The following is a 21,565-nucleotide window of genomic DNA, read 5'->3' as shown; positions in this document are numbered from 1 at the left end:
CCATTCTGTTAGTTAAATGAAAAGGATAAATAGTGCCCGAGACTGAATAGTGCGATCACATAGATGAGGGAACAGCCAAGAAAGACGAAATCAAGCGCGTGAACCTGCATATGGGAGAGCTTAAGCTTCTTCGCTTCCGGGCTAACCAATGCGTACGTGAAGCCTCTAACCTCTAGTGCTTCAACAGTTGTCCGCGTCCGCTTAGCCGTATTCAACAGAAGGGGATAAAACGCGCGCACGCCGATTTTTGCCATGTAGATCAGACTGTTCACGCGAAGGAAGCCTTTTTTGGCAGGGGCTCTGCCCCTCAAACGAAAGGAATGAATGAGATTATGATACTCTTCGATAAGAATGGGCAGCATCCGATAGCCGTAGGATACGCCGAAGCTGAACTGCCCTGGCATGCCTATGCTAAGCAGGGCATCACTGAGCTTCTCGGGATCCATGCTGGAGAAGACGGCAATGCTGGCGAGCGATATAAGCAATATTTTGAGCGTTAAGGTTAAGAGCGGCCAGACAGCCTCTAAGCTTCCCCCGAACAACAAGGAGCCTAACAAGATATAGCTGATCTCGCTGACAAGGCCAACCCCCATGATGATGAGCACAAGCGGGCTTACTTTCGATGAGAGCGTAAGGACAAGCATCGGAACAAGCAAGCCCAGCAGAACGACTTTATTATGGATGAACCAAGGAGCTACCGCGAAAAAAGAATACCAGACGAGCAGCATACGCGGGTCAAACCGGGATAGAAAGGTAGACTGCCTGCCAAAGGCAGTACGCATGAGTTCGATTTTTATTTGCTCCACGCTCAGCTTGTCAAGCATGCTCTGCTTAATGGCTTCCAATTGCAGCACTCTCCTTGCTTCTATTTACGTAATGTGGAGAGGAGGGATCTCCGACGACCGATGCGATGAATTCAGCTACCGACAAGGAAGGCGGATCAATCCCCAGCCGCTGGCTAAGCTGAGTAATCTGCGGCGCTAGCAGTCCGGTTTTCTCCAATACGGCAACGTGGCTGAACAGGGAGCGCTGATCGGTATCAAGCGCTACGGCTCCGTTATGCATGACGATAACGCGGTTAGCCCACTCGGCAACAAGCTGCATGTCGTGCGTAGCAATGACAGTTGTTTTGACCTGGCCATCCAATTGAGCCAGCATATCGGTCATCTCGCGCCGGCTTGAAGCATCCAAGCTCGCAGTCGGCTCATCGAGGAGCATGACGGTTGGACGCATAGCAAGGCCGATCGCTAATGTTGCTCTGCGCTGCTGACCTCCGCTGAGAAGCCTGCCGTCGCGGTCCTGCAGGTCCGTTAATCGCATGCGGTGGAGAATCTCGTCTACAAAGGAGCTATAATCTGGGCTGTTGCGGGATTTCAAGAAATATTCCACATCCTTGCGTACCGAATCTTCTATGAACATTTCCTCAGGATTCTGATACACATAAGCGACGAAGTCAGCGAGCTGCTCAGGCGAGGCCTGTTTGGTAAGGTAGCCACAAACATCAAGCTGGCCTGCACTAGGCCGGCGGATGCCCGAGATGAGTTTCAGCAGCGTCGATTTGCCCGCACCGTTATTTCCGACTAGAGCGATGCGATCGCCCTCGTAGAAACGAATGGACATATCCTGGATAACAGGATATCTCTCTCTTGTGATGGTTTTGTAGCCATAGGAAACGTTTGTAAAGGTGACTAATGGATTAGATGCTGGAACGGACTCGCGAACGGACTTGCGAATGGGCTCGTTGATGACCAAGGCATTATTTGTCTGAGATAGTATCTTTGCTTCACTGAAATAAGCGGCTGCGTCCTCGATTGTAATCGGGAATAGCCGGTCTCGGAGATGCACCTGACCTGCAGCAGTCTCTGCATCTCGCACGGCAAGCGTGACCTGAGGGGGCAAAATATGCAGAGCAGCAAGCTCATCGACAGCCGATAACGCGGCCTGAACGGGCTTGACCCAGCGTATTGTTCCACTATCCATAAGGATAACCTTATGGCAGTAATCGGCAATAAACTCGGTGTGATGCTCGATGACGATTATCGTTTTGCCAAATTGTTCATTCAGCAGCTTCAGCTTCTCGTAAATAAGCTTGGCGTGGTAAGGATCGAGCTGGGCGACAGGCTCATCAACAATAATAATATCCGGATCAAGCGACAATGCCCCAGCCAAAGCCGTAAGATGCTTTTGTCCGCCGCTAAGCTGCCAGATCCACTGCTCCTTCAAATGATCAATGCCTAGCATGGCTAGCGCACGTTGTCCGCGTTCCCGGTAATCGGCATAGCCGTAATTAAGCGGTGCGAAGCAAGCCTCGTCATAAACGGTTGGACGTACAAGCTGGTTCTCGAAATCCTGAAAAACGTATGCAACCTTGCGCGACAGCGAGGAAACCGTTTCTTCAGCAGCGGTTAGCCCTGCGACCTGAACAGAACCGCTTAAATCGCCTACGTAGTAGTTAGGAATTAATCCATTAAGGCATTTGCATAAGGTGGATTTGCCGCTGCCGTTTGTTCCTGCAATTGCGATAAACTCACCGGGTTGGATAATAAGGTTAATATTGCGAAGTGCGGTCCCTTCTGCTCCAGGATATTGGAACTGCACATCTTGCATGGCTATTATAGGTGTCAGCCCCTCCGGTCTCTGCTCGTTTGCTTCTTTGCTTCCGGCGCTCATAACTTTACGTTTCCTGACGCCCGGGCAGACTTGGCTTTGGCACGAAACGCCGCGGTCAGAGTCAGAATAAGAACAATAAGTGCCGCGATAGCACTAACCCAGATGAAGCCGCTTCCGTATTGTTCAATAAACTCAGGCTCCCAGACGGCAAAGTTAATGTCTGATTCAGCTAAAAACTCCGCAATGACACCAACAAATACAAAGAGGATAGCGGTAATGAGAAGACGCGGCGTCAAAAGCTGACCGAATGAGATGGCTACTCGGCTGTCACGCGGCTTCATGCCGAGCAGCGGTTCTATTTTGCCATATAGGCGGGGAACAAGAAACAATGTAGGCAGCAAGGAGAAGAAAATGCCTGTAATGAGCATCGCATTGAGGAAGCCAACTCCTTCAATAAGCAGAATGCTCTCTGGTATGCCAGGTACGGCTTCCAGATCTTCAATGCCAAACCAGACCTTGCCGATATCAACGATCGCGCCGAGCATTTGGTCAATGCCGACCGCAACGAAGGAAGCCAGCGCCAGCTGCTTGCGATTCCGAGGATCGCTGACAAGCAGCCCTGCAATGTACATGGCGATGGTGAATTCGATAAACTTCTCAAGCTCGCCGAGTCCTCCGAATTGCCCAAGCAGCAGCTCTCCGAATATAACCTCGCCGAACGAAGCGCCGAGCGCCGCATATAGAGGATTAAACAGGATGCATAAGGTGAGGGGAATAAAAGCAAAGTACTCTACTTTCAGTTCAATCGGACCAAGCTTAAGCTCGGGAATGAGCTCAGAGAACATGTTGGAAATACCGTACAAAGACATGGATAGGATAAAGACCATAAGCTTTTGCGATTGCGTCAACTCGTAACGGCGCTTAGGCGCTGAAACCATTGTAATTCCTCCTAAATCGTTTTATGAAGCGGGTCTCAGGATGAAGACTTGCTTCGGAATGAATTCTTTTACAATATTAGGGGGCGAATGTTTTCGGATGGTCAACGAATTGTATGGATTGTGTAAAATAAAATACATAAAATAATAAATGAAATATAATTATCATTTTAATGCAGCAAATGCTATAATCCATTAGACAAATGAAAGAGCATCAACAGATAGGAGATGGCATAGTATGACAGTTTTCCAGTTGGAGATGGATCTCGACAGCATGTCAAAAAGCCAGCAGAAGATTGCGAATTATGTAATGGGCTCGCTTCAGCAAATTCCGTATTGTACGGAAGAAGATATCGCAACGGCGGTAAATGTGAGTACGGCGACCGTATCCCGTTTCTGGCAGGCCATAGGCTTCGCGAATTTAAAGGCTTTCAAGAAACATCTGCTGCAGAACGAGCACGCAACGCCAGCTCACAAGATGAAAAAAATATTAAACAAGATGGTGCATGAGGAAGCAGATGTCGTTCAGGAGATGCTGGATATGGCATCAGCCAATATCAAGGTTACTTCGGAGCGGGTAGAGCGGGACTCTTTCTACAAGGCGGTTGACGTGATTCAGGCCGCTCGGAAGGTATATGTTTTTGGCACGGGAGCTTCGATTAGCTTGATCGAGCTTCTACGATTCCGGTTAAACCGGGTAGGCGTAGAAGTAGAGGGGATGGCCGGGAGCGGTAGCGAGCTGCTCGAATCGCTTGTTCATGCCGGGCAGCGGGATGTTGTGGTCATGTTCGGGTTTGTCAGGCGAGCTCCGGAGCTTACGGTACTGCTTGAGCATGCTGCTGTGGCAGGCTATACTACGCTGCTCATTACAGATCTCCTCGTATCCGATATGCTGGAGCAGAGCGATCTTGTATTGCAGGTGGATCGGGGCGAGCTAGAGGGATTTCATTCGATGGCTGCCCCGGTTGCGCTTATAGATGCGATAGCGGTAGCTGTGACCAAGCGGTTAGGGGAGACGGCGTTTGAGCGGCTGGACCGGTTGCATGCGCTGCGCAAGAAATATGCTTCTCAGCTGCCCAAATAAAAAAGACGCCGGAGCTGTCTGCTCCGGCGTTTATATTTATAGATAAGAATTTATATGTTTTCACATATAAATGTGCTTATATATCTCCGCGAAACGACTGCTTTTGCCACAGAGGACGGCGACAGCCGTTTACGCTTGATTATTTGAAGAAGCGAATTGTTAAGGGATAGCGATAGCCGTTGCCCTCGGAAGCGCGAATAGAGCCAATAATGGTGAATACGAGCCAGAATACGAATAATAGCGGTGTCGTAATAAAACCGATGACAACGAATATAAGCAGCCCGGATATAAAGGTGTAGATCATATTGCTGATTTGGAAATTGAGTGATTCCTTGCCGTGCATGTCAACGTAGCTGGATTGGTCTTTTTTCAAAAGCCAGATCACGAGCGGGCCGATAATATTGCCGAATGGAATGATTAATCCGCTGAATGCGAGCAAATGTGCCAGCATACCGTACGTTTTCTCTTCTTTGTGAAGCCCAAAAGGCTGGTTCATCTTCTGATTTCCTCCTAATGTAGTTAAATCGAATGAGTTTCTTTATGTACTTATACGTCGGTTGGATGGAATAATGTGCAATATTTTAAAGGTTTCTTAAAAAATAGGAATCATAGGAGTTGTAATCGGTTGGTGGCAGCTATATACTCATACATAGATATTCGATGCATAGAAAATCGATACTTAAACGGAGGACGTTATGAAAATCAATAAAGAGTTAATGAAAGGCAGCACGGTCATTTTAATTTTGACGCTGCTTGATCGTAAGGAAATGTATGGCTATGAGATGACCAAAGAAATCGAAAAAAGCTCAAGCGGCGTTTTTACCTTCAAAGAAGGAACGTTATATCCGATTCTGCATACGCTGGAGGTCGATGAGCTTGTCGAATCGTATTGGAATGAGGAAGGAAGCCGCAAACGCAAATATTACCGGATTACGGAGCGCGGAAGAGGACAGCTTCAGGAGAAGAAGCAGGAATGGGCGTTGTTTCGCACGACGGTTGACCGCGTAATTGGGGAGGGGCTAGCATGAATTCAAAAAACAGCCAGCCGGAAGCGGTTAGAAATTACATAACGAAAGTATGCGAACATGTAGGGGCGAAGGACGTACACCCCGATATTGAGCTTGAAATGTCCAGCCATTTGGACGAGCGGATTGCGGATATGCGCAGCCAAGGAGTCCAAGAGGAAGAAGCAGTCAGCCAAGCGATAGCCCTGATGGGGGATGCGTCACAAATCGGCAGGCAGCTGCATGCGGCCCACAAGCCGGTCATGGAATGGAGCTTAGCTGCTATTGTTGCTATTTTGGCCGGTATCGGATTAATCGGTATGTATGCGGTACAGCTCGCTTACAGCGGTGAGGAGATATATGAGGTTCTTCTGTTCAATAAATCATTCTATACGGTAATTGGTATTCTACTGCTTTCGATTATCTGCTTTACTAATTATCAGAAGCTAAGGAGATATTCTTGGCATCTTTACTGCGCAACGGTGATGATCATGCTGCTTGTTTCGCAGTATGGGATATCGGTGAATGGATCGAAGCGTTGGTTTGCCTTTTCATCGTTTTCTATTGATGTATATGCCTTCTCTCCCTATTTGTTTTTGATTGCTATTGCTGGATTGTTGACGAGTGGCGATGCGAAGAGTCAAGGATTACTGAAAAACCTGATTTACCTTTGCAAAATGGTTCTTTTATATGCGCTGGTTCCTATGCTGCTTTATGTACGGGGTTCAGACTTTCATGATTTTGCCATATATAACGTTGGGCTTATCCTACTACTAGTCTTTGCAGCCAGAGCATACAAAGTGGCATTGGCTTGTATAGCGGCAATTGCTGCTGCAGGTATAAGCATCGTACTGATTTCCCATCAGTTAAGATCTTTTATATCGTATAGATACTTTTCCGATTCCTTTTATACAATGGACGATCCGGGAGGTACTGATTACTTAAGGGTAAGCATCTTAGAGGCAATCCGCTCTGCTGGAATGTGGGGGCAAGGCTTCGGCACGCCGAATCATACGCTTCCTTATTTGCAAAGCGATTCAATCTTTACCTATTTGATTTATAGTTTAGGCTGGGTGTTTGGTTTAGGAATGGTCGCTTTAGCCATACTGCTGATCAGCAAAGTAACAAGTGTTGCAAGCAAGCTCAAAGATCCCTATGCAAAGGCGCTTACTATCGGCTTATTCTCCGTCATTGGTTTTCAATTCGTATGGAGCATATTCATGTCTGTCGGTCTGTTGCCTATGCTATCGATAGGAATGCCATTCATCTCATATGGGGGAACGAACGGCATAATCGAATTAATGGCGATGGGGATGATTCTGAGTGTTTACCGGCGGAGAAACATGGTGAGCCGCTTACATCAGAAAGCTCAGTTGTAACGATTGAGCCTTTCATATTTAATCAAAAAGGGATATTCTTTCATAGTCGTCACTACGAAAGGATATCCCCTTTAATTAAAAGCTGCCTGGTGCGGGTGGATACGGAGGATGCTGTTGAAGATGATCCTTTTTGAAAGCTGCGTAAAAGAGGAAGACAGCTGTCGTCAAATGAAGAATCATTCCCAGAACAGGAATCCAAGCAAGAACGGATGTTACGATGCCTAGAATGCTTCCTACAATCGGCTTATTATGCTGGGAGCAAAAAACGAGCGTAATGATGTGTAGAACCAGCGTTACAAATAGTACCGTATAGCCAGATAACATAACGAGCGTGCCACCGAGTAAGGGAATGCCTAATATCCCCTCAAAAATTGCGGTAACAAGTAGCAGGGTGCCTGCGGCTTTCATACCTATACCTCCTTTAATGATGATTACAGTGAGCTGCGGCCTTGGGGACGGAGCGTTTCGTGAACTTGGTTTGTACTTTGTACGTCAGACAATAAGGCTAGGTTGCAGCGATTAAAGCCGGGTTATTCCGTTGAGCAGTAATGATTCGAATAGGCCCTGCCGACCGGCAGGGCCTATTCGAATCAGATATCCGTTTTATTTCAGAAACTTGCCGATAATTCCGCCGAGTCCGCCGCTGTTGTCATGGACATGCCCTTGTCCATGTCCATGTCCTTGGCTCCCGCCAAACGTGTTGCCGAAAGCGCTGCTCTGCTCTTGTGGCGTATAGCGTTTGTCATCCATTCCGAATTTAACGCCGCTTTCGCGCTCGTAAGGTTGAAGGATGACAACTTGGTTAGGATCATTAAATTCGTACATGTAGGATTCGCCAGACGTTTGGCCGATTAGCGTCTTCCAGTTAACGTCGAGTTTCACTTTCGGAGAGGGCCCTGTCCATGCCACAATGGCATCCGGGTCCACGCGGCAAGGCCCTTGTAGAACAAGCGGATTGCCTTTTGTCTTAATGGCAACTTGTGCGCCATGGCCATTGTAGGATAGCTTGGACGTAAACAAGCCGCGCTGAGAGATAATGCCTGAACCGATAATAGTCACGCCATAATGGCAAGACTCTGTGAAAGCAAGCAGGTCTTCACTCTCGACGCTAACGCTTTGCCAAGCGCCGCCTTGCTCCAAATTAATAATGGTAACATGGGAATTATCATCAGCAAGATATACAATACCTTGGCCTTCAACTTCCATGATTTCCAGGTTTTCGCCCGTTACCTTACGCATGCCATGATTAATGACTTGACCCACAATGTTGCCTGAGTTCGTACCGAGCAAGCGCTTGGAATATTTAAACTTGCTGTTATAAGCCTGATCGGCTACCATTGATCCTTTTTTGGCAAAGAACTGGCCCTGTCCTTCTGCTTTCAGGAACAATTCGCGCTCGACTTGAAATTGAAACGGCATGTAGGTGATACCTCCGAATAATTAATGAATGATTGTAAGTTGACAAAGAAATCGTTACATTGCACCGTAGTGAGCGCAAATGCCGGCTAGATCGAGTGTTAAGCCAGTTCCGACTGCATTGAATTTCCACTCGTTTCCGTGACGATAGACTTCCCCTGCAAGAATCGAAATAGAGGTCGAATAGTCCTCGGAGAGATCGAATCTACAAATTTCAGCGCCGTTAGCTTGGTTTACAATACGTATATAGGCATTGGATACTTGTCCAAAGTTTTGGTTTTTGCGAATAGCCTCATCAATCGTTACCGTAAAAACGATTTTCTGAATATCCAAGGATACTCTCGACAGCTGAATTTCTACTGTTTCATCATCGCCGCTTCCTTGACCGTCGCGGTTATCTCCCTTGTATCTGGTTGAGCCATCAGGGCTGACTAAATTATTGTAGAAAACGATATGGCTCGATGTAGGAACGGTATTGGTTTGCCCAAGCAGAAACACTTCAGCGTCCAAATCGTAGCTTTGACCTTGCAGATGATTGGTATCCCAGCCCAGACCAACTTTCAGAAAATCAAGTCCGGCATTGCTTTTTGTGAGATCAAGCTTCTGTCCCTTGGTGAGTACAAGTCCTCCGCCAGGACTGGCCTGAGGAACGGGAGCTGCGCCAAAAGGATTGTTTGCAGGTCCGCCTTGAATGCCTCCTTGAATTCCACCCTGGATGCCGCCTTGCTGAATACCGCCTTGCTGAATACCGCCTTGCTGAATACCGCCTTGTTGAATGCCACCTTGGCCTCCAAGTACATTCGATGGTCTTCCTGAATTAAATTCAATACCCATATGAATTGCCTCCTCCATTCAAATTTAAATGAAAACCCTCATTTTCAGGACTTGGTGAAAATTGCCTCTTTTGTAGAAGGATATGAAACTATTTGTAGTATATCAGATTGTTATAGAAGATTATAGCGCCGGATATAGGAGCGAAATCAAGAAAAAAGGCTCGCCGGAACGGCGAGGCTTCGAAGATGAACGATTCTCGTTTCATTTAACTACGGAGTAGGACGGATATTCTTGGAGAAAATATCTGCATTATAGGTGGAGATCATTATGTTAATTTCATTGCGTATGTATGTACTTGTAAAGTCGATTTGTTCTTCAAAACCGCGGCAGTTATAGCGATAGCTCAGCTTATCACTCGTACCGCTATTCACACAGACGGCAATGCCCCTGGAAACCAACATCTTTGTGTTTTCCTTTAGGTCTGTTCTCATCTGTACGATAATAAGGTCTGCAGCTTTGGCGAAAATAGTACGCAAGGAGCGGCCTCGCCGATCCAAATCGAGCCGATTCCGTTCAACAGCTGCAAGTGCCAGCGGAAGAAGAATAGAGCGTTGTATGAGTCCCATCTCCTCTGCGGCAGGCGGATTGAAATGGTTTAAATTGTTTACGTTCAATAACGGCATGGCCATTCGTAAATCACCTCATGCACATTATAGGGGAACAAGTGTTCCTGAGTCAACAGCTTGCCGTAATTAATGAAACAAAAAAATCTTCCGCAATATAATTGCAGAAGATTGTAGGATACATGGATATCGATCGCATATAAAAGAAATGGCGCGCCCGAGAGGGCTCGAACCTCCCACCTAACGTTTAGGAAACGTTTGCTCTATCCGGATGAGCTACGGACGCGCAGCAAAATTAATTATAGCATGCATGCTTTTCAGGAAGCAAGGTGAAGACCCTTGTTTTAAAGAGTATGCAATTATTGTCGAAATAATTCTTAAAACCTACTTGAATAGCAGGATTAGAGAGTGGAAAGGCGAATAATTGTAAGGATAAGAGCACGAAAAGCTGGAGGAATCCCTCTCATGGAAGAAAATCAAATTGAACCTGACGCTTATAAATTGGATCTTTCGCCGGAACAAATGCTTAAGATCATCTTTGAATATACCGCTAAAATAGCGAACGAAAAAAAATTAGAGACTGTTCTCGTCTTAATGGCCAATTTGGGACGGGAAATGGTCGTTGCTGACCGGTGTACAGTGTGGCTCATTGATGCTGCACGTAATGAGCTTTTTACAGTGGTAGCGCTTGATGCGGGTGAGATTAGAATCCCATACGGAAGCGGCTTGGTGGGGAATGCAATCAGTACCGGCCAGCCTATATTCATTGATGATGCCTATGAAGACCCTAGACATAATCCTGATCATGATAAACAGACAGGCTATCGGACAAGGTCCATTATGACGATTCCCTTTCGCAATAACCAGGGCGAGGTCATAGGTGCATATCAAGCTATTAACAAGCTAACCGAGAAGCAGTCATTCTCGGCGATGGATATGGAATATTTGTCGCTTGCGGCAGCATATTCCGGAAAATCGCTTGAATCTACGATGCTGCATGCAGAGATTATAGAAACGCAAAAAGAAATTATACTTGCGATGGGCCACATTGGCGAAGGGCGCTCCAAGGAAACGGGAAACCACGTAAAGCGGGTCGCGCAGTATTCTTATATCTTGGCCATTGGCCTTGGAATGAGCGAGTCTGAGGCTGATATGCTGCGAAGCGCGTCGCCTATGCACGATATCGGCAAAGTGGCAATTCCGGATGCGATATTGCAAAAGCCAGGGAAGCTTACCGCTGAGGAATATGAACAAATGAAAGAGCATGCGACTATCGGCTATCGATTGCTGCGAAAGTCAAAGAGGCAGCTTCTTCAAGCCGCTGCGATCGTTGCATGGCAGCATCATGAGAAATGGGATGGGACAGGGTATCCGCAAGGTCTTGCGGGCGAGAGTATTCACATCTATGGAAGAATCACGGCCTTGGCAGATGTGTTCGATGCGCTGGGCAGCTCCAGGGTATATAAAGAAGCGTGGTCAATGGAGCGGATTCTAGCTTTGGTCAAGGAGGAGCGGGGAAGACATTTCGACCCGAGAGTGGTGGATGTTTTTCTGGAGCAGCTGCCTTCTATTCTCGATGTTAAGGTACTCTACAAGGATTTGTTAGAAACAGAATAATGATCAAGCAAGGCCTCAAGAAGCAAGTCTTGAGGCCTTTTTTTTGTGTGATGAAATCGTATTGCACCTCCAGTTTGTTTGGCGATCATTCGGATTTGCTTGTACTTTAGTTGCGCTTATGGGTATTCACCGTGTTCATAATCGGTTTTGGACATAGACTGATTTAGCTATTGTAAATTTCTACTATTTTTTCGGATTTTTTAGAGCATGGCAGGGAGGAGAGTAACCGTCTATGAACAAGAAGGTTCAAGCTCAAAGGTTAAATGAAGCGATCCAGAAGCTGCAATCAGCGAGGGCTCTAATCAAGACAAAACACTTAAGGCATGCCAAGCAGCAGATTCACGATGCAGTCGCTTCATGCGGCTATATCGTTTATAAAAAAGGAAAAAAGATGCGCAAGGGATAACAACAATGGGGGTGTGCAGGAGTGGCGAATTTTCGGGCGGGCTGTCTGCGAAAATTAAATTTAGCAATTATTGAGCTGAGGAAAGCAAAAAGGCTTACACGCAAAAATAAACTCAAAAGCGCTCAAAAGGACGTAAAGGATTCGATTCATATTTTGAATCGAGCATTGGGTTGTCTGAATGGTCCTCATCCACATCAAAAGCCCAAACCGAAGCCGAAACCAAAGCCATGTCATAAAGCGAAACGAGGTCCTAGAGGCTATAGAGGTTATAGAGGATATGCGGGCGAGGCTGGTGCGCAAGGGACTGCAGGTGCAGCTGGACCTGCGGGGGCTCAAGGAGCTGCAGGCCAAAGAGGAGCTACGGGAACAGGACTTAATGGTATTGTAGTCTTTGATCCGATTGCAGAGCCAGGCTACCAATTGGGTCAAGTGGTTACGTTTAATGGCAGCACGTATGTTGTGAATAGTGTGCCTCCTTTCGGAGACCCGGATATTTCGTCTAGTTATACGCTGCTTGCAGCGAGAGGCACTACCGGTGCAACAGGGACCACTGGCCCAACGGGAGCAGGATCTGCTGGAGCCTCAGGACCAACGGGAGCAACCGGGGCTGGCTTAGATGGTGTAGTCGTGTTCGATCCATTGGCGGAGCCAGGCTACCAATTGGGTCAAGTGGTTACGTTTAATGGCAGCACATATATTGTGAATAGCGTTCCACCTTTCGGTGATCCAAATACCTCGCCTAGCTATACAATGCTTGCAGCAGCAGGTGCCATGGGTGCAACCGGGGCTACCGGATCGCCTGGCCCTACGGGAGAGACAGGTGCTGCCGGAGCTGGGCTCGATGGTGTAGTTTCTTACGATCCGCTTGCAGCACCTGGGTATCAGACAGGTCAAGTCGTCACATTTAACGGAAGCACGTACGTGGTGAATACGCCTTCTCCAGTAGGAACGCCGGGCAGCTCGCTTGACTATACGCTGCTTGCAGCTGCAGGTACAGCAGGTACAACAGGCGCCACGGGTGCAGGTGTAACCGGGGCAACCGGATCGCCAGGCCCTACGGGGGAAACGGGTGCTACTGGTGCTGGGCTCGATGGTGTAGTTCCTTACGATCCGCTCGCAGCACCTAGTTATCAGGTAGGTCAAGTCGTCACACTTAATGGAAGCACGTATATGGTAAATACACCTTCTCCGGTAGGAATTCCTGGCATTTCACTTGATTACACCCTTTTGGCAGGAGCAGGGGCAACGGGAACGACTGGGGCAACGGGAGCTGGTGTAACCGGTGCTACCGGATTGCCTGGACCAACAGGCGAAACGGGTGCCACTGGTGCTGGACTTGATGGTGTAGTTCCTTACGATCCGCTCGCAGCACCTAGTTATCAGGTAGGCCAAGTCGTTACATTTAGTGGCAGCACGTATGTCGTGAATACTCCTTCACCTGTGGGTACGCCTGGTTCTTCACTTGATTACACCCTTTTGGCAGGAGCCGGTGCAACGGGAACGACTGGTGCGACAGGAGCTGGTGCAACGGGAGCAACGGGATCAACTGGTGCAACAGGTGCAGGCTTAGACGGTATCGTTGCTTACGATCCGCTTGCGGCACCTGGTTATCAGGTAGGTCAGGTTGTAACGTTTAATGGCAGCACGTATGTAGTAAACACGCCGTCGCCAGTAGGTACGCCAGGCATTTCTCTTGATTACTCGCTTATTGCAGCAGCAGGAGCAACAGGTGCAACAGGATCAGGAGTAACGGGTGCAACTGGGGTTACAGGTGCGACAGGGGCAGGAGAAACGGGAGCGACTGGAGCTACGGGTGCGACAGGAGCAGGAGAAACTGGAGCGACTGGAGCTACGGGTGCAACAGGAGCAGGAGAAACTGGTGCGACTGGGGTTACTGGAGCGACAGGAGCAGGAGTAACAGGCGCGACTGGGGTTACAGGTGCAACAGGAGCAGGAGAAACCGGCGTGACTGGAGCTACGGGTGCTACGGGAGCAGGAGAAACTGGCGCGACTGGAGCTACGGGTGCGACAGGAGCAGGAGAAACTGGTGCGACTGGAGTTACGGGTGCGACAGGAGCAGGAGAAACTGGCGTGACTGGAGCTACGGGTGCTACGGGAGCAGGAGAAACTGGTGCGACTGGAGCTACGGGTGCGACAGGAGCAGGAGAAACCGGCGTGACTGGAGCTACGGGTGCGACAGGAGCAGGAGAAACTGGTGCGACTGGAGCTACGGGTGCAACAGGAGCAGGAGAAACTGGTGCGACTGGGGTTACTGGAGCAACAGGAGCAGGAGAAACCGGTGCGACTGGAGCTACGGGTGCGACAGGAGCAGGAGAAACTGGTGCGACTGGGGTTACAGGTGCAACAGGAGCAGGAGAAACTGGTGCGACTGGGGTTACTGGAGCGACAGGAGCAGGAGAAACCGGCGTGACTGGAGCTACGGGAGCGACAGGAGCAACGGGAGAACCGGGAGCGACTGGGGTTACTGGAGCGACAGGAGCAGGAGAAACCGGTGCGACTGGAGCTACGGGTGCGACAGGAGCAGGAGAAACTGGTGCGACAGGAGCTACGGGTGCAACAGGAGCAGGAGAAACTGGTGCGACTGGAGCTACAGGAGCGACAGGAGCAGGAGAAACTGGTGCGACTGGGGTTACTGGAGCAACAGGAGCAGGAGAAACGGGTGCAACAGGAGCAACGGGAGAACAGGGAGCGACTGGGGTTACTGGAGCGACAGGAGCAGGAGAAACCGGTGCGACTGGAGCTACGGGTGCGACTGGAGCTACGGGTGCAACAGGAGCAGGAGAAACTGGTGCGACTGGGGTTACAGGTGCGACAGGAGCAGGAGAAACTGGTGCGACTGGGGCTACGGGTGCAACAGGAGCAGGAGAAACTGGTGCGACTGGGGTTACAGGTGCGACAGGAGTAGGTGAAACCGGTGCGACTGGGGTTACAGGAGCGACAGGAGCAGGAGAAACTGGTGCGACTGGGGTTACTGGAGCAACAGGAGCAGGAGAAACTGGTGCGACTGGGGTTACAGGTGCGACAGGAGCAGGAGAAACTGGTGCGACTGGGGCTACGGGAGCGACAGGAGCAGGAGAAACTGGTGCGACTGGGGCTACGGGAGCGACAGGAGCAGGAGAAACTGGTGCGACTGGGGCTACGGGTGCAACAGGATCAGGAGAAACTGGGGCGACTGGGGTTACTGGAGCGACAGGAGCAGGAACAACTGGTGAAACTGGAGTTACAGGTTCGACAGGAGCTACGGGAGCAACGGGCGCGACTGGAGCAACGGGTGCAACAGGAGCGACTGGGGTTACAGGTGCGACAGGAACAGGAGTAACGGGCGCGACTGGAGCTACGGGAGCAACAGGAGCCACTGGCGGCACGGGTGCAACAGGTGCGACAGGTACTTCGCCTACGGAGCAGTCAGGGTTTGCTGCGAATACGACGGGAGCCATTATCGCAGTCGTTCTTGGAGGAACAAACGTAGCACTCCCAAGTGCACAAAACTTGGGTACGGGTATTACCGTCAATGGAGCCAATGATACCTTCACGGTTGCCAATGCGGGCAGATATTTTATAAGCTACCAAATTAACACGACTGCCGCATTGCTTCTCAGCACGAGACTTCTTATCAACAGTGCAGCGAATACAGCATCCACAATCTCGCCAGTTCTGACCTTATCGAATTTCAATAACGATGTTGTTGTAACTTTAGCCGCAGGCAGCACGATTACGCTTCAAATGTTTGGCTTGCTCGGTGCCGCAACACTGCTTGCTGGAAGCGCAGGCGCAGCATTGACAATCATTCGCTTAGGCTAATGGCCTAATAGTAACAGGATGGCAGCACGAGAATATGATGGATCAATGCAATCAACTCGTGGGAGTGTGGTTAAATTGATTTCCATCAGCCTGTGCCTCATTGTCAAAAATGAGGAAGAAACGCTCGGTCGATGTCTTTCATCCGTGAAGGACATCGTCGACGAAATCATTATTGTAGATACAGGTTCTACGGATTCAACAATACAGGTTGCGAGTGAGTTTACAGATCGTATTGAACACTTTACGTGGGTCAATGATTTCGCTGCTGCTCGCAACTATGCTTTTTCTTTGGCAACGAAATCGCATGTCATGTGGCTGGATGCCGATGATATATTGAAGGAGCCTGACCGAAGAAAACTCAAAGCATTAAAGAAAAAGCTGAATCCTGCCGTTGACTCTGTCTCGATGGAATATCATCTGGCATTTGATGAATTCGGCAATGTCACCTCGAAGCTAAGGCGCAATCGAATTGTGAAGCGGGAGCGGGCCTTTCAGTGGATCGGACCGGTTCACGAATACCTAGAAGTGTACGGGGATATTTTCCACAGCGATGTCGCCGTTACGCACAGCAGCATTCACCATGACAGCGACCGTAATTTAAATATATATGAGCAGCGATTGGCCAAAGGGGAAGTTTTTTCCCCACGCGACCTATTCTACTATGCCAATGAGCTTAAAGACCATGGAAGATACGAAGCAGCCGTAAGGTACTACGATAAATTTTTGGCAACGGGAAAAGGATGGATTGAGGACAATGTAGCCGCCTGCAGCAGGCTTGCCGATTGTTATGGGGAGCTTCAAGAAGCAAGGAACACGCTGGACTCCATCTTCCGTTCCTTTCATTATGATAAGCCGCGACCGGAATTTTGCTGTCGACTCGGTTATCATTTCCTTCAACAAAATGAGCCTAAATTGGCAGTATACTGGTATAAGCTGGCACTCAGCGCGGAGAAGCCGGAGCAGAACTGGGGTTTTGAGAATCTGGCCTGCTCTACATGGCTTCCCCATCTTCAGCTCTGCGTTTGCTTTGACCGCATAGGCGAGTATGAGAAGGCACATGAGCATAACGAGAAAGCAGCACAATTTAGGCCTACGGATGAACGGATATTAGCGAATCGCTCCTATTTGAATCAACGTTTAGGAAAGAAAAAAAACGAAAAGGCGTTGCAGTAATTTTTCATTAGATAAAATAAATGTTTGCAAACAAGCAAGCTCCCTTGAGCAGCGGTTAAAGGGAGCTTGCTTATTTGTTGACAACGTACGACAATAAGTGTATATTATATTTTATAAAATTAAATTATATACAATTTAAAAAAACAGTCGCCCTTCGCAAATGGAATAGAATAACTTCATTTGGGCAATAAGAAATCAGGATGCTTTTTTTGTTGCCAGCCAACGCCATGTACAAGGACCGACAATGAAGTCCAGATTCAAACTACTATAACAATGGAGGAATTTATCATGCAGAAATTATACACAGCAACAGCAACGGCAACGGGTGGAAGAGACGGAAAGATCGTATCGAGCGACGACATATTAAGTGTTGAAGTGAGAGCGCCGAAGGAGCTCGGAGGACCAGGGGGCGCTACAAACCCGGAGCAGCTATTTGCCGGCGGGTACGCAGCCTGCTTCGAGAGTGCACTTAATGTCGTGGCCCGCATGAAAAAAATCAAAGTAGAAAAAACCGAGGTAACAGCACATGTAACGTTAGGTAAGATAGAGGACGGGAATTATCAGCTCGAAGCAAAGCTTGATATTTCAATCGTAGGCGTTGAACCTGAGGTTGCGAAGGAGCTGGCCGAGGCGGCGCATCAGGTATGTCCGTATTCGAGAGCGACTCGAGGCAATATAAACGTTGAGCTTAATGTTCTGTAAGTGCTGCAACTGCCACGTCCAATAATGCCAAAAAAATCCGGAGAACTTTCTCCGGATTTTTTTATGCTATCTTATTAAGAAGATATAGAACGTTTGCCGGATAGCTCAATGGATTTCTGAACAAGCACAGACATTGCATCCACGCAATTTTTGGCAACCTCGTTCTGAATGGGAATACAAGAAAGCTCGGTACAGGCAATAATAACGCATTGGCATTCGTCGTGAATGAGCAAATGGTTGATAATGCCCTCGAATTCAGCGGGTTCAACAGGCAAATTGCGCTTCACTTTGTTGTAGATGATATCCATAACATGTTCTTGTACCGCAGCATCGGGCTCATGCAGCTGCATATTATACTGCTCGCAGCCTTGTCGATAAACACCGCTGCTCACCGTACCGTTGGTAGCCAATATGCCTACTTTGCAGTGTTCACCGAATCTGTTGTGGATTTCCTTTAAGGTTTCATCTACCATATTGATGATGTTAACGCTGGTCATCTGCTGCATGTCGTCATAGAAATAATGCGAGGTGTTGCAAGGAATGGCAATATTGTATACACCAGAGGATTCCAGCAGCTTCAAATCCTTGGCAACCGCCTTAAGAAACAGCTCGCCGTTCTTGCCTAGAATAACACCTGTTCGATCGGGTAATGTAGCATGATTCAGAATGACCATATCGATATGGTCTTGGTCCTTGTCCGCCTCGGTCTGCTCGATAATCATGTCGAAAAAAACGGATGTTGCTTTCGGTCCCATCCCGCCTATGACGCCTAAGCTTTTAGCTTCCATTGTTCAACCTACTTTTATTGAATTATATAACTGAAAACATTGAAGTACCGACCATCATAACATGGCTTCTAATTTCATCATAGCTGATAAAAAAGGTAATCCTGATCACAGGCGCTGCCTGCCCTTTAAAAGGCTTATTGTGGTTGTTGAAGGTCATTTCGCCTTTAATTTGATTTCCCTAACAATCTCCGCTTCGTTAAAAGGGTACTCGGTCTTTCCGATAATTTGCGAAGTTTCATGGCCTTTGCCCGCAATGAGAATCACATCGCCCTTTTGACTGATGTTAATGGCAAAAGCAATGGCATCCCGCCGATCGACGACCGCTTCGTAGTCCCCCTTGCAGGCTTCCATGCCTTCTACGATTTCACGGATAATAAGATTGTTGTCCTGCATTTTCGGATTATCTGAAGTAATGACGGAAAAGTCGGCACATGCAGCAGCGACCTTGGCCATTGCCCTGCGTTTCTCCGTACCGGACTCTCCGTCAGAAGCATATACGCCGAATACGAGTATAATTCTGCCCTTGGCAAATGGTCTAATCGTCTTCAATGCCTTCTCCAAGCTGTCCTCGGTATGTGCAAAGTCGACAATGATCTTGCTGTCTTCATCCTGATAAACGACTTCCAAGCGGCCTTTAATGCCTTCTACAGCTGCTATGCCTTGGACGATTTGCTGAAGACTGAACTGATTGGCATACGCGGTAGCGACTGCGGCCAAGCTATTGTACACATAGATGGTTCCTGGGAGATTCACTTTAACGGTCGCGCTGCCTTTTGGCGTATTAACGGTATAAATGGTGTAGTCTGCAAAATAGTGAATATCAGCCGCGTGGATATCTGTATCCTGTTCGATGCCGTAGGTGAGCAGCTTTGGCGCTCTGTCTCGCAAGCGGTCGATTAGCCTACGGCCGTAAGGGTCGTCAGCATTAATAATATTATAGTCCGTTGTCATGTCAAATAGCTTTGCCTTAGCCTCGAAATATTCCTCCATCGTATGATGCAGCTCGAGATGATCGGGCGTAAGGTTTGTGAAGATGCCCGTTTTGAAGCTGGAATGAGCTACACGGCTTAAATTAAGCGCATGCGAGGAGACCTCCATGACGCAGTGCTTCATGTCGGACTGAATCATCTCCGCGAAAATCTGCTGAAGATTCAGTGATTCAGGCGTTGTGTTTTTGTTCTGGAACACTTTATCGCCAATCACTGTCCCAATCGTACCGATGATCCCGAGCGAGGTTCCCGTTTGTTCAAATATGGATTGGAGAAAATAAGTTGTTGATGTTTTTCCATTTGTCCCGGTGATGCCTAGGAGATTCATTTGCTCCGTAGGACGATGATAGAAATTGGCAGACACTCGGGCGAGCGCCTCGCGCGTGTTCGCAACCCTTAGAACGGTTACGTCCTCTGGGACAGCAATATCCTTCTCTAGGATAATGGTTGTTGCACCAAGCGCAATCGCCTTATCAATGTATTGGTGGCCGTCTACCGAGAAGCCGGAAACCGCAACAAATACACCATTTGCTGAAGCTTCTCGGGAGTCATAGGCGATAGCGGCGGCTTCTTTATGTAAATCACCTTTCACGAGCGTGTATTCCAGATCGGTAAGTAAGGCATTCAAAAACATACGTTCAGCTCCATTCTAGTCACCTGTAACCGACTTCGTTCACACGGACCGTTTCCGTAACGGAAACACCGTGTTCGAGCGACAACCGCTGTAGTACTTCTTTATTCATCATATCCGAATATATGCCAGGTATGTTTTGCGGGATAAGGTAATGCTCTCAGCTCCTCCAATACTCATCGATGACTCCCAGACAGGCGTCATGGCAAGGAATTAGAACGTGAGGGGCGCTCTGCTTGCTCGCATAGTCATTCAAAAAGCGTATGAATGCTGCAGTGTCTTCCTTATAGTGAGGAGAAATCAATCTCTCCGACGTGTATTTCGAATCCGCGCCATAATTAACTTTTGTTGAATGATCAACAGCGACCGTATGGACGCCGTTAATGCCCAAGCAACGAATCGTGCTCAACCCAATATAATAATTACAACAAGATTACTGCTTTATTATTCAAAAAAGGCGCATCCCGACATCCGTAGTTATATTCAGTTTTTAATAATTTTACTTCATACATTCTTATAATACAAATGGATTTATCCTCATAAATAGCGGCAGGATGACGGATTTAAACTCAAAAACTAGGCCTACGAAAGGCAAGAGCAGGTACATGGGATGTACCTGCTCTGTTTGCATATGTATTCGAGTTGGCCTATAGAACCTGTGGGGAGGAATCGTTCGGACAGAAGGAGACAGTCATGGGGGATAGGGACTAGAAAGCTTCTATAGCAAAGGAATAGAAGGCTTGTTCAAGCTCGGTCAGAATGGTGTTCTTCCGAATAACGAAGCCATTTCTCCGTTTGATTTGCATGCCTGCTACCGGCCGTGTAATCAACTCGCCGCTCGAAATGCTCTTATTGACTGCATAATAGGGTAGAAATGAAAGGACAGGTCTGTTTTTGAGCTCTTCGCTAATCTCATCAAAGTTCTTCATGTAGATGATTTCTATGGGGATTTGACTCCGGTTTAGCGCTTTAAGTATCACAGCTTGAAGCTGCTCGTTCTTAGGAACGAGCAGCTTCTGATGGCTTAGATCTCTTAAATAAAGCATTTTTCGCTTGCTCCATGGATGCTCCGGCGATGCGACCAGCAGCAAGTCTTCTGCGAACAAGGTCTCGCTATCGTAACCGTACTCGCTATAATCATTGGTTTCAGTCAACGGCATAATGGCAAGGTTTGTTTTCTTTAGCTGAAGCTTTTTCTGAATTTCGACATTTTCGACGACCTGCAATGTGGACGATTTGTCGGGATATTTGTCGATAAAACGTTTGATCACATCGGACAGTAAATAGGTATTTAAATCCTTGCAAATGTATATATGTAAGCCTTGCTGCGTATCATTCTGAAGCTCGGAAGCAGCTTCCTGGTAGAGAGACATAATTCTTTGAGCATAATCGTAAAGAATTTTACCCTTATTCGTTAGCACGACACTTTTACCGGATCGATGAAACAAAGCAGCACCATACTGATTCTCGAGCTGTTGAATATGGTTGCTTACAGTAGGCTGGGATGTATACAACCGCTTTGCTGTTTCGGTAAACGAGCGGCATTCAACGAGCGTCAAAAAGGTTTGAAGCTTATCGGCAGAACTCATTTGGCATACACTCCGCTATAAAA

The 21,565-nt window shown here is 47.9% G+C and carries 18 protein-coding genes, 1 tRNA gene and 1 pseudogene; 8 read left to right on the top strand and 12 right to left on the bottom strand.

Translation table 11 applies throughout. The annotated features are described in order from the left end of the window. Window positions 1–8: 8 nt before the first annotated feature. Genes FHS16_RS29940 through FHS16_RS29930 form a run of 3 tightly spaced genes read right to left on the bottom strand, consistent with a single transcriptional unit; the run spans window position 9 to window position 3,548 of the window. Entirely contained in the window at window positions 9–845 is an 837-nt protein-coding gene (locus FHS16_RS29940) for an energy-coupling factor transporter transmembrane component T family protein (protein WP_246432047.1), read from the bottom strand. Further along, window positions 832–2,670, bottom strand: coding sequence for an ABC transporter ATP-binding protein (locus FHS16_RS29935; RefSeq protein WP_221226514.1), 1,839 nt, complete (start codon window positions 2,668–2,670; stop codon window positions 832–834). Before FHS16_RS29935 ends, FHS16_RS29940 begins: the two co-directional genes overlap by 14 nt. Beyond that, window positions 2,667–3,548: a DUF8171 family membrane protein gene (locus FHS16_RS29930; protein ID WP_183571159.1), complete on the bottom strand. Its 882-nt coding sequence runs from the start codon at window positions 3,546–3,548 to the stop codon at window positions 2,667–2,669. The genes FHS16_RS29935 and FHS16_RS29930 overlap by 4 nt, the downstream gene beginning before the upstream one ends. 235 nt (window positions 3,549–3,783) lie before the next feature. On the opposite strand from FHS16_RS29930, the gene FHS16_RS29925 reads away from it, so the two are divergent. After that, window positions 3,784–4,629: a MurR/RpiR family transcriptional regulator gene (locus FHS16_RS29925; RefSeq protein WP_183571157.1), complete on the top strand. Its 846-nt coding sequence runs from the start codon at window positions 3,784–3,786 to the stop codon at window positions 4,627–4,629. Window positions 4,630–4,768: 139 nt separating this feature from the next. Here FHS16_RS29925 and FHS16_RS29920 read toward each other — a convergent pair whose 3' ends face one another. Beyond that, window positions 4,769–5,125: a DUF4870 domain-containing protein gene (locus tag FHS16_RS29920; protein WP_183571155.1), complete on the bottom strand. Its 357-nt coding sequence runs from the start codon at window positions 5,123–5,125 to the stop codon at window positions 4,769–4,771. 199 nt (window positions 5,126–5,324) lie between these two features. On the opposite strand from FHS16_RS29920, the gene FHS16_RS29915 reads away from it, so the two are divergent. Continuing rightward, on the top strand, window positions 5,325–5,657 hold the full coding sequence (locus FHS16_RS29915; protein WP_183571153.1) for a PadR family transcriptional regulator: 333 nt from the start codon (window positions 5,325–5,327) through the stop codon (window positions 5,655–5,657). Further along, a complete protein-coding gene (locus tag FHS16_RS29910; RefSeq protein ID WP_183571152.1) occupies window positions 5,654–7,012 on the top strand; it encodes an FtsW/RodA/SpoVE family cell cycle protein in 1,359 nt (452 codons plus the stop codon). The genes FHS16_RS29915 and FHS16_RS29910 overlap by 4 nt, the downstream gene beginning before the upstream one ends. A 75-nt stretch (window positions 7,013–7,087) precedes the next feature. Here FHS16_RS29910 and FHS16_RS29905 read toward each other — a convergent pair whose 3' ends face one another. The 5 genes and pseudogenes from FHS16_RS29905 to FHS16_RS29885 all read right to left on the bottom strand — a co-directional run bounded on the left by FHS16_RS29905 (window position 7,088) and on the right by FHS16_RS29885 (window position 10,111). Continuing rightward, entirely contained in the window at window positions 7,088–7,420 is a 333-nt protein-coding gene (locus FHS16_RS29905) for a hypothetical protein (protein ID WP_183571150.1), read from the bottom strand. A gap of 195 nt (window positions 7,421–7,615) precedes the next feature. Further along, a complete protein-coding gene (locus FHS16_RS29900; RefSeq protein ID WP_183571148.1) occupies window positions 7,616–8,431 on the bottom strand; it encodes an AIM24 family protein in 816 nt (271 codons plus the stop codon). A gap of 54 nt (window positions 8,432–8,485) precedes the next feature. Continuing rightward, a pseudogene (locus FHS16_RS29895) lies at window positions 8,486–9,046 on the bottom strand (TerD family protein); the annotation flags it as partial. Window positions 9,047–9,471: 425 nt separating this feature from the next. Further along, window positions 9,472–9,891: a YhjD family protein gene (locus tag FHS16_RS29890; RefSeq protein ID WP_183571144.1), complete on the bottom strand. Its 420-nt coding sequence runs from the start codon at window positions 9,889–9,891 to the stop codon at window positions 9,472–9,474. Window positions 9,892–10,034: 143 nt separating this feature from the next. Continuing rightward, window positions 10,035–10,111 (bottom strand) — tRNA-Arg (locus FHS16_RS29885). 179 nt (window positions 10,112–10,290) lie between these two features. Here FHS16_RS29885 and FHS16_RS29880 point away from each other — a divergent pair. The 5 genes from FHS16_RS29880 to FHS16_RS29860 all read left to right on the top strand — a co-directional run bounded on the left by FHS16_RS29880 (window position 10,291) and on the right by FHS16_RS29860 (window position 17,545). Further along, window positions 10,291–11,442: an HD domain-containing phosphohydrolase gene (locus FHS16_RS29880; protein WP_183571142.1), complete on the top strand. Its 1,152-nt coding sequence runs from the start codon at window positions 10,291–10,293 to the stop codon at window positions 11,440–11,442. A 232-nt stretch (window positions 11,443–11,674) separates the two neighbouring features. Further along, window positions 11,675–11,848: a hypothetical protein gene (locus tag FHS16_RS29875; RefSeq protein WP_183571140.1), complete on the top strand. Its 174-nt coding sequence runs from the start codon at window positions 11,675–11,677 to the stop codon at window positions 11,846–11,848. Between the two features lie 153 nt (window positions 11,849–12,001). Beyond that, on the top strand, window positions 12,002–15,670 hold the full coding sequence (locus FHS16_RS32350; protein ID WP_376769719.1) for a BclA C-terminal domain-containing protein: 3,669 nt from the start codon (window positions 12,002–12,004) through the stop codon (window positions 15,668–15,670). Between the two features lie 75 nt (window positions 15,671–15,745). Continuing rightward, entirely contained in the window at window positions 15,746–16,843 is a 1,098-nt protein-coding gene (locus FHS16_RS29865) for a tetratricopeptide repeat-containing glycosyltransferase family 2 protein (protein ID WP_183571136.1), read from the top strand. A 288-nt stretch (window positions 16,844–17,131) separates the two neighbouring features. Then, on the top strand, window positions 17,132–17,545 hold the full coding sequence (locus tag FHS16_RS29860) for an organic hydroperoxide resistance protein (RefSeq protein WP_183571134.1): 414 nt from the start codon (window positions 17,132–17,134) through the stop codon (window positions 17,543–17,545). A gap of 74 nt (window positions 17,546–17,619) precedes the next feature. On the opposite strand, the gene FHS16_RS29855 is transcribed toward FHS16_RS29860, so the two are convergent. The 3 genes from FHS16_RS29855 to FHS16_RS29845 form a co-directional block, all read right to left on the bottom strand. Next, window positions 17,620–18,333 (bottom strand): aspartate/glutamate racemase family protein, encoded by a 714-nt coding sequence (locus FHS16_RS29855; protein ID WP_183571132.1) that lies wholly within the window; start codon window positions 18,331–18,333, stop codon window positions 17,620–17,622. A 153-nt stretch (window positions 18,334–18,486) separates the two neighbouring features. After that, window positions 18,487–19,956, bottom strand: a complete 1,470-nt coding sequence (locus FHS16_RS29850; protein WP_183571130.1) for a UDP-N-acetylmuramoyl-L-alanyl-D-glutamate--2,6-diaminopimelate ligase — start codon at window positions 19,954–19,956, stop codon at window positions 18,487–18,489. A gap of 704 nt (window positions 19,957–20,660) precedes the next feature. Beyond that, window positions 20,661–21,542: a LysR family transcriptional regulator gene (locus tag FHS16_RS29845; protein ID WP_183571128.1), complete on the bottom strand. Its 882-nt coding sequence runs from the start codon at window positions 21,540–21,542 to the stop codon at window positions 20,661–20,663. Window positions 21,543–21,565: the final 23 nt, after the last annotated feature.

Origin of the sequence: Paenibacillus endophyticus, assembly GCF_014192395.1 — a bacterium.
GTDB lineage: Bacteria > Bacillota > Bacilli > Paenibacillales > Paenibacillaceae > Pristimantibacillus > Pristimantibacillus endophyticus.
This window is presented reverse-complemented; position numbering and strand designations above follow the sequence as displayed.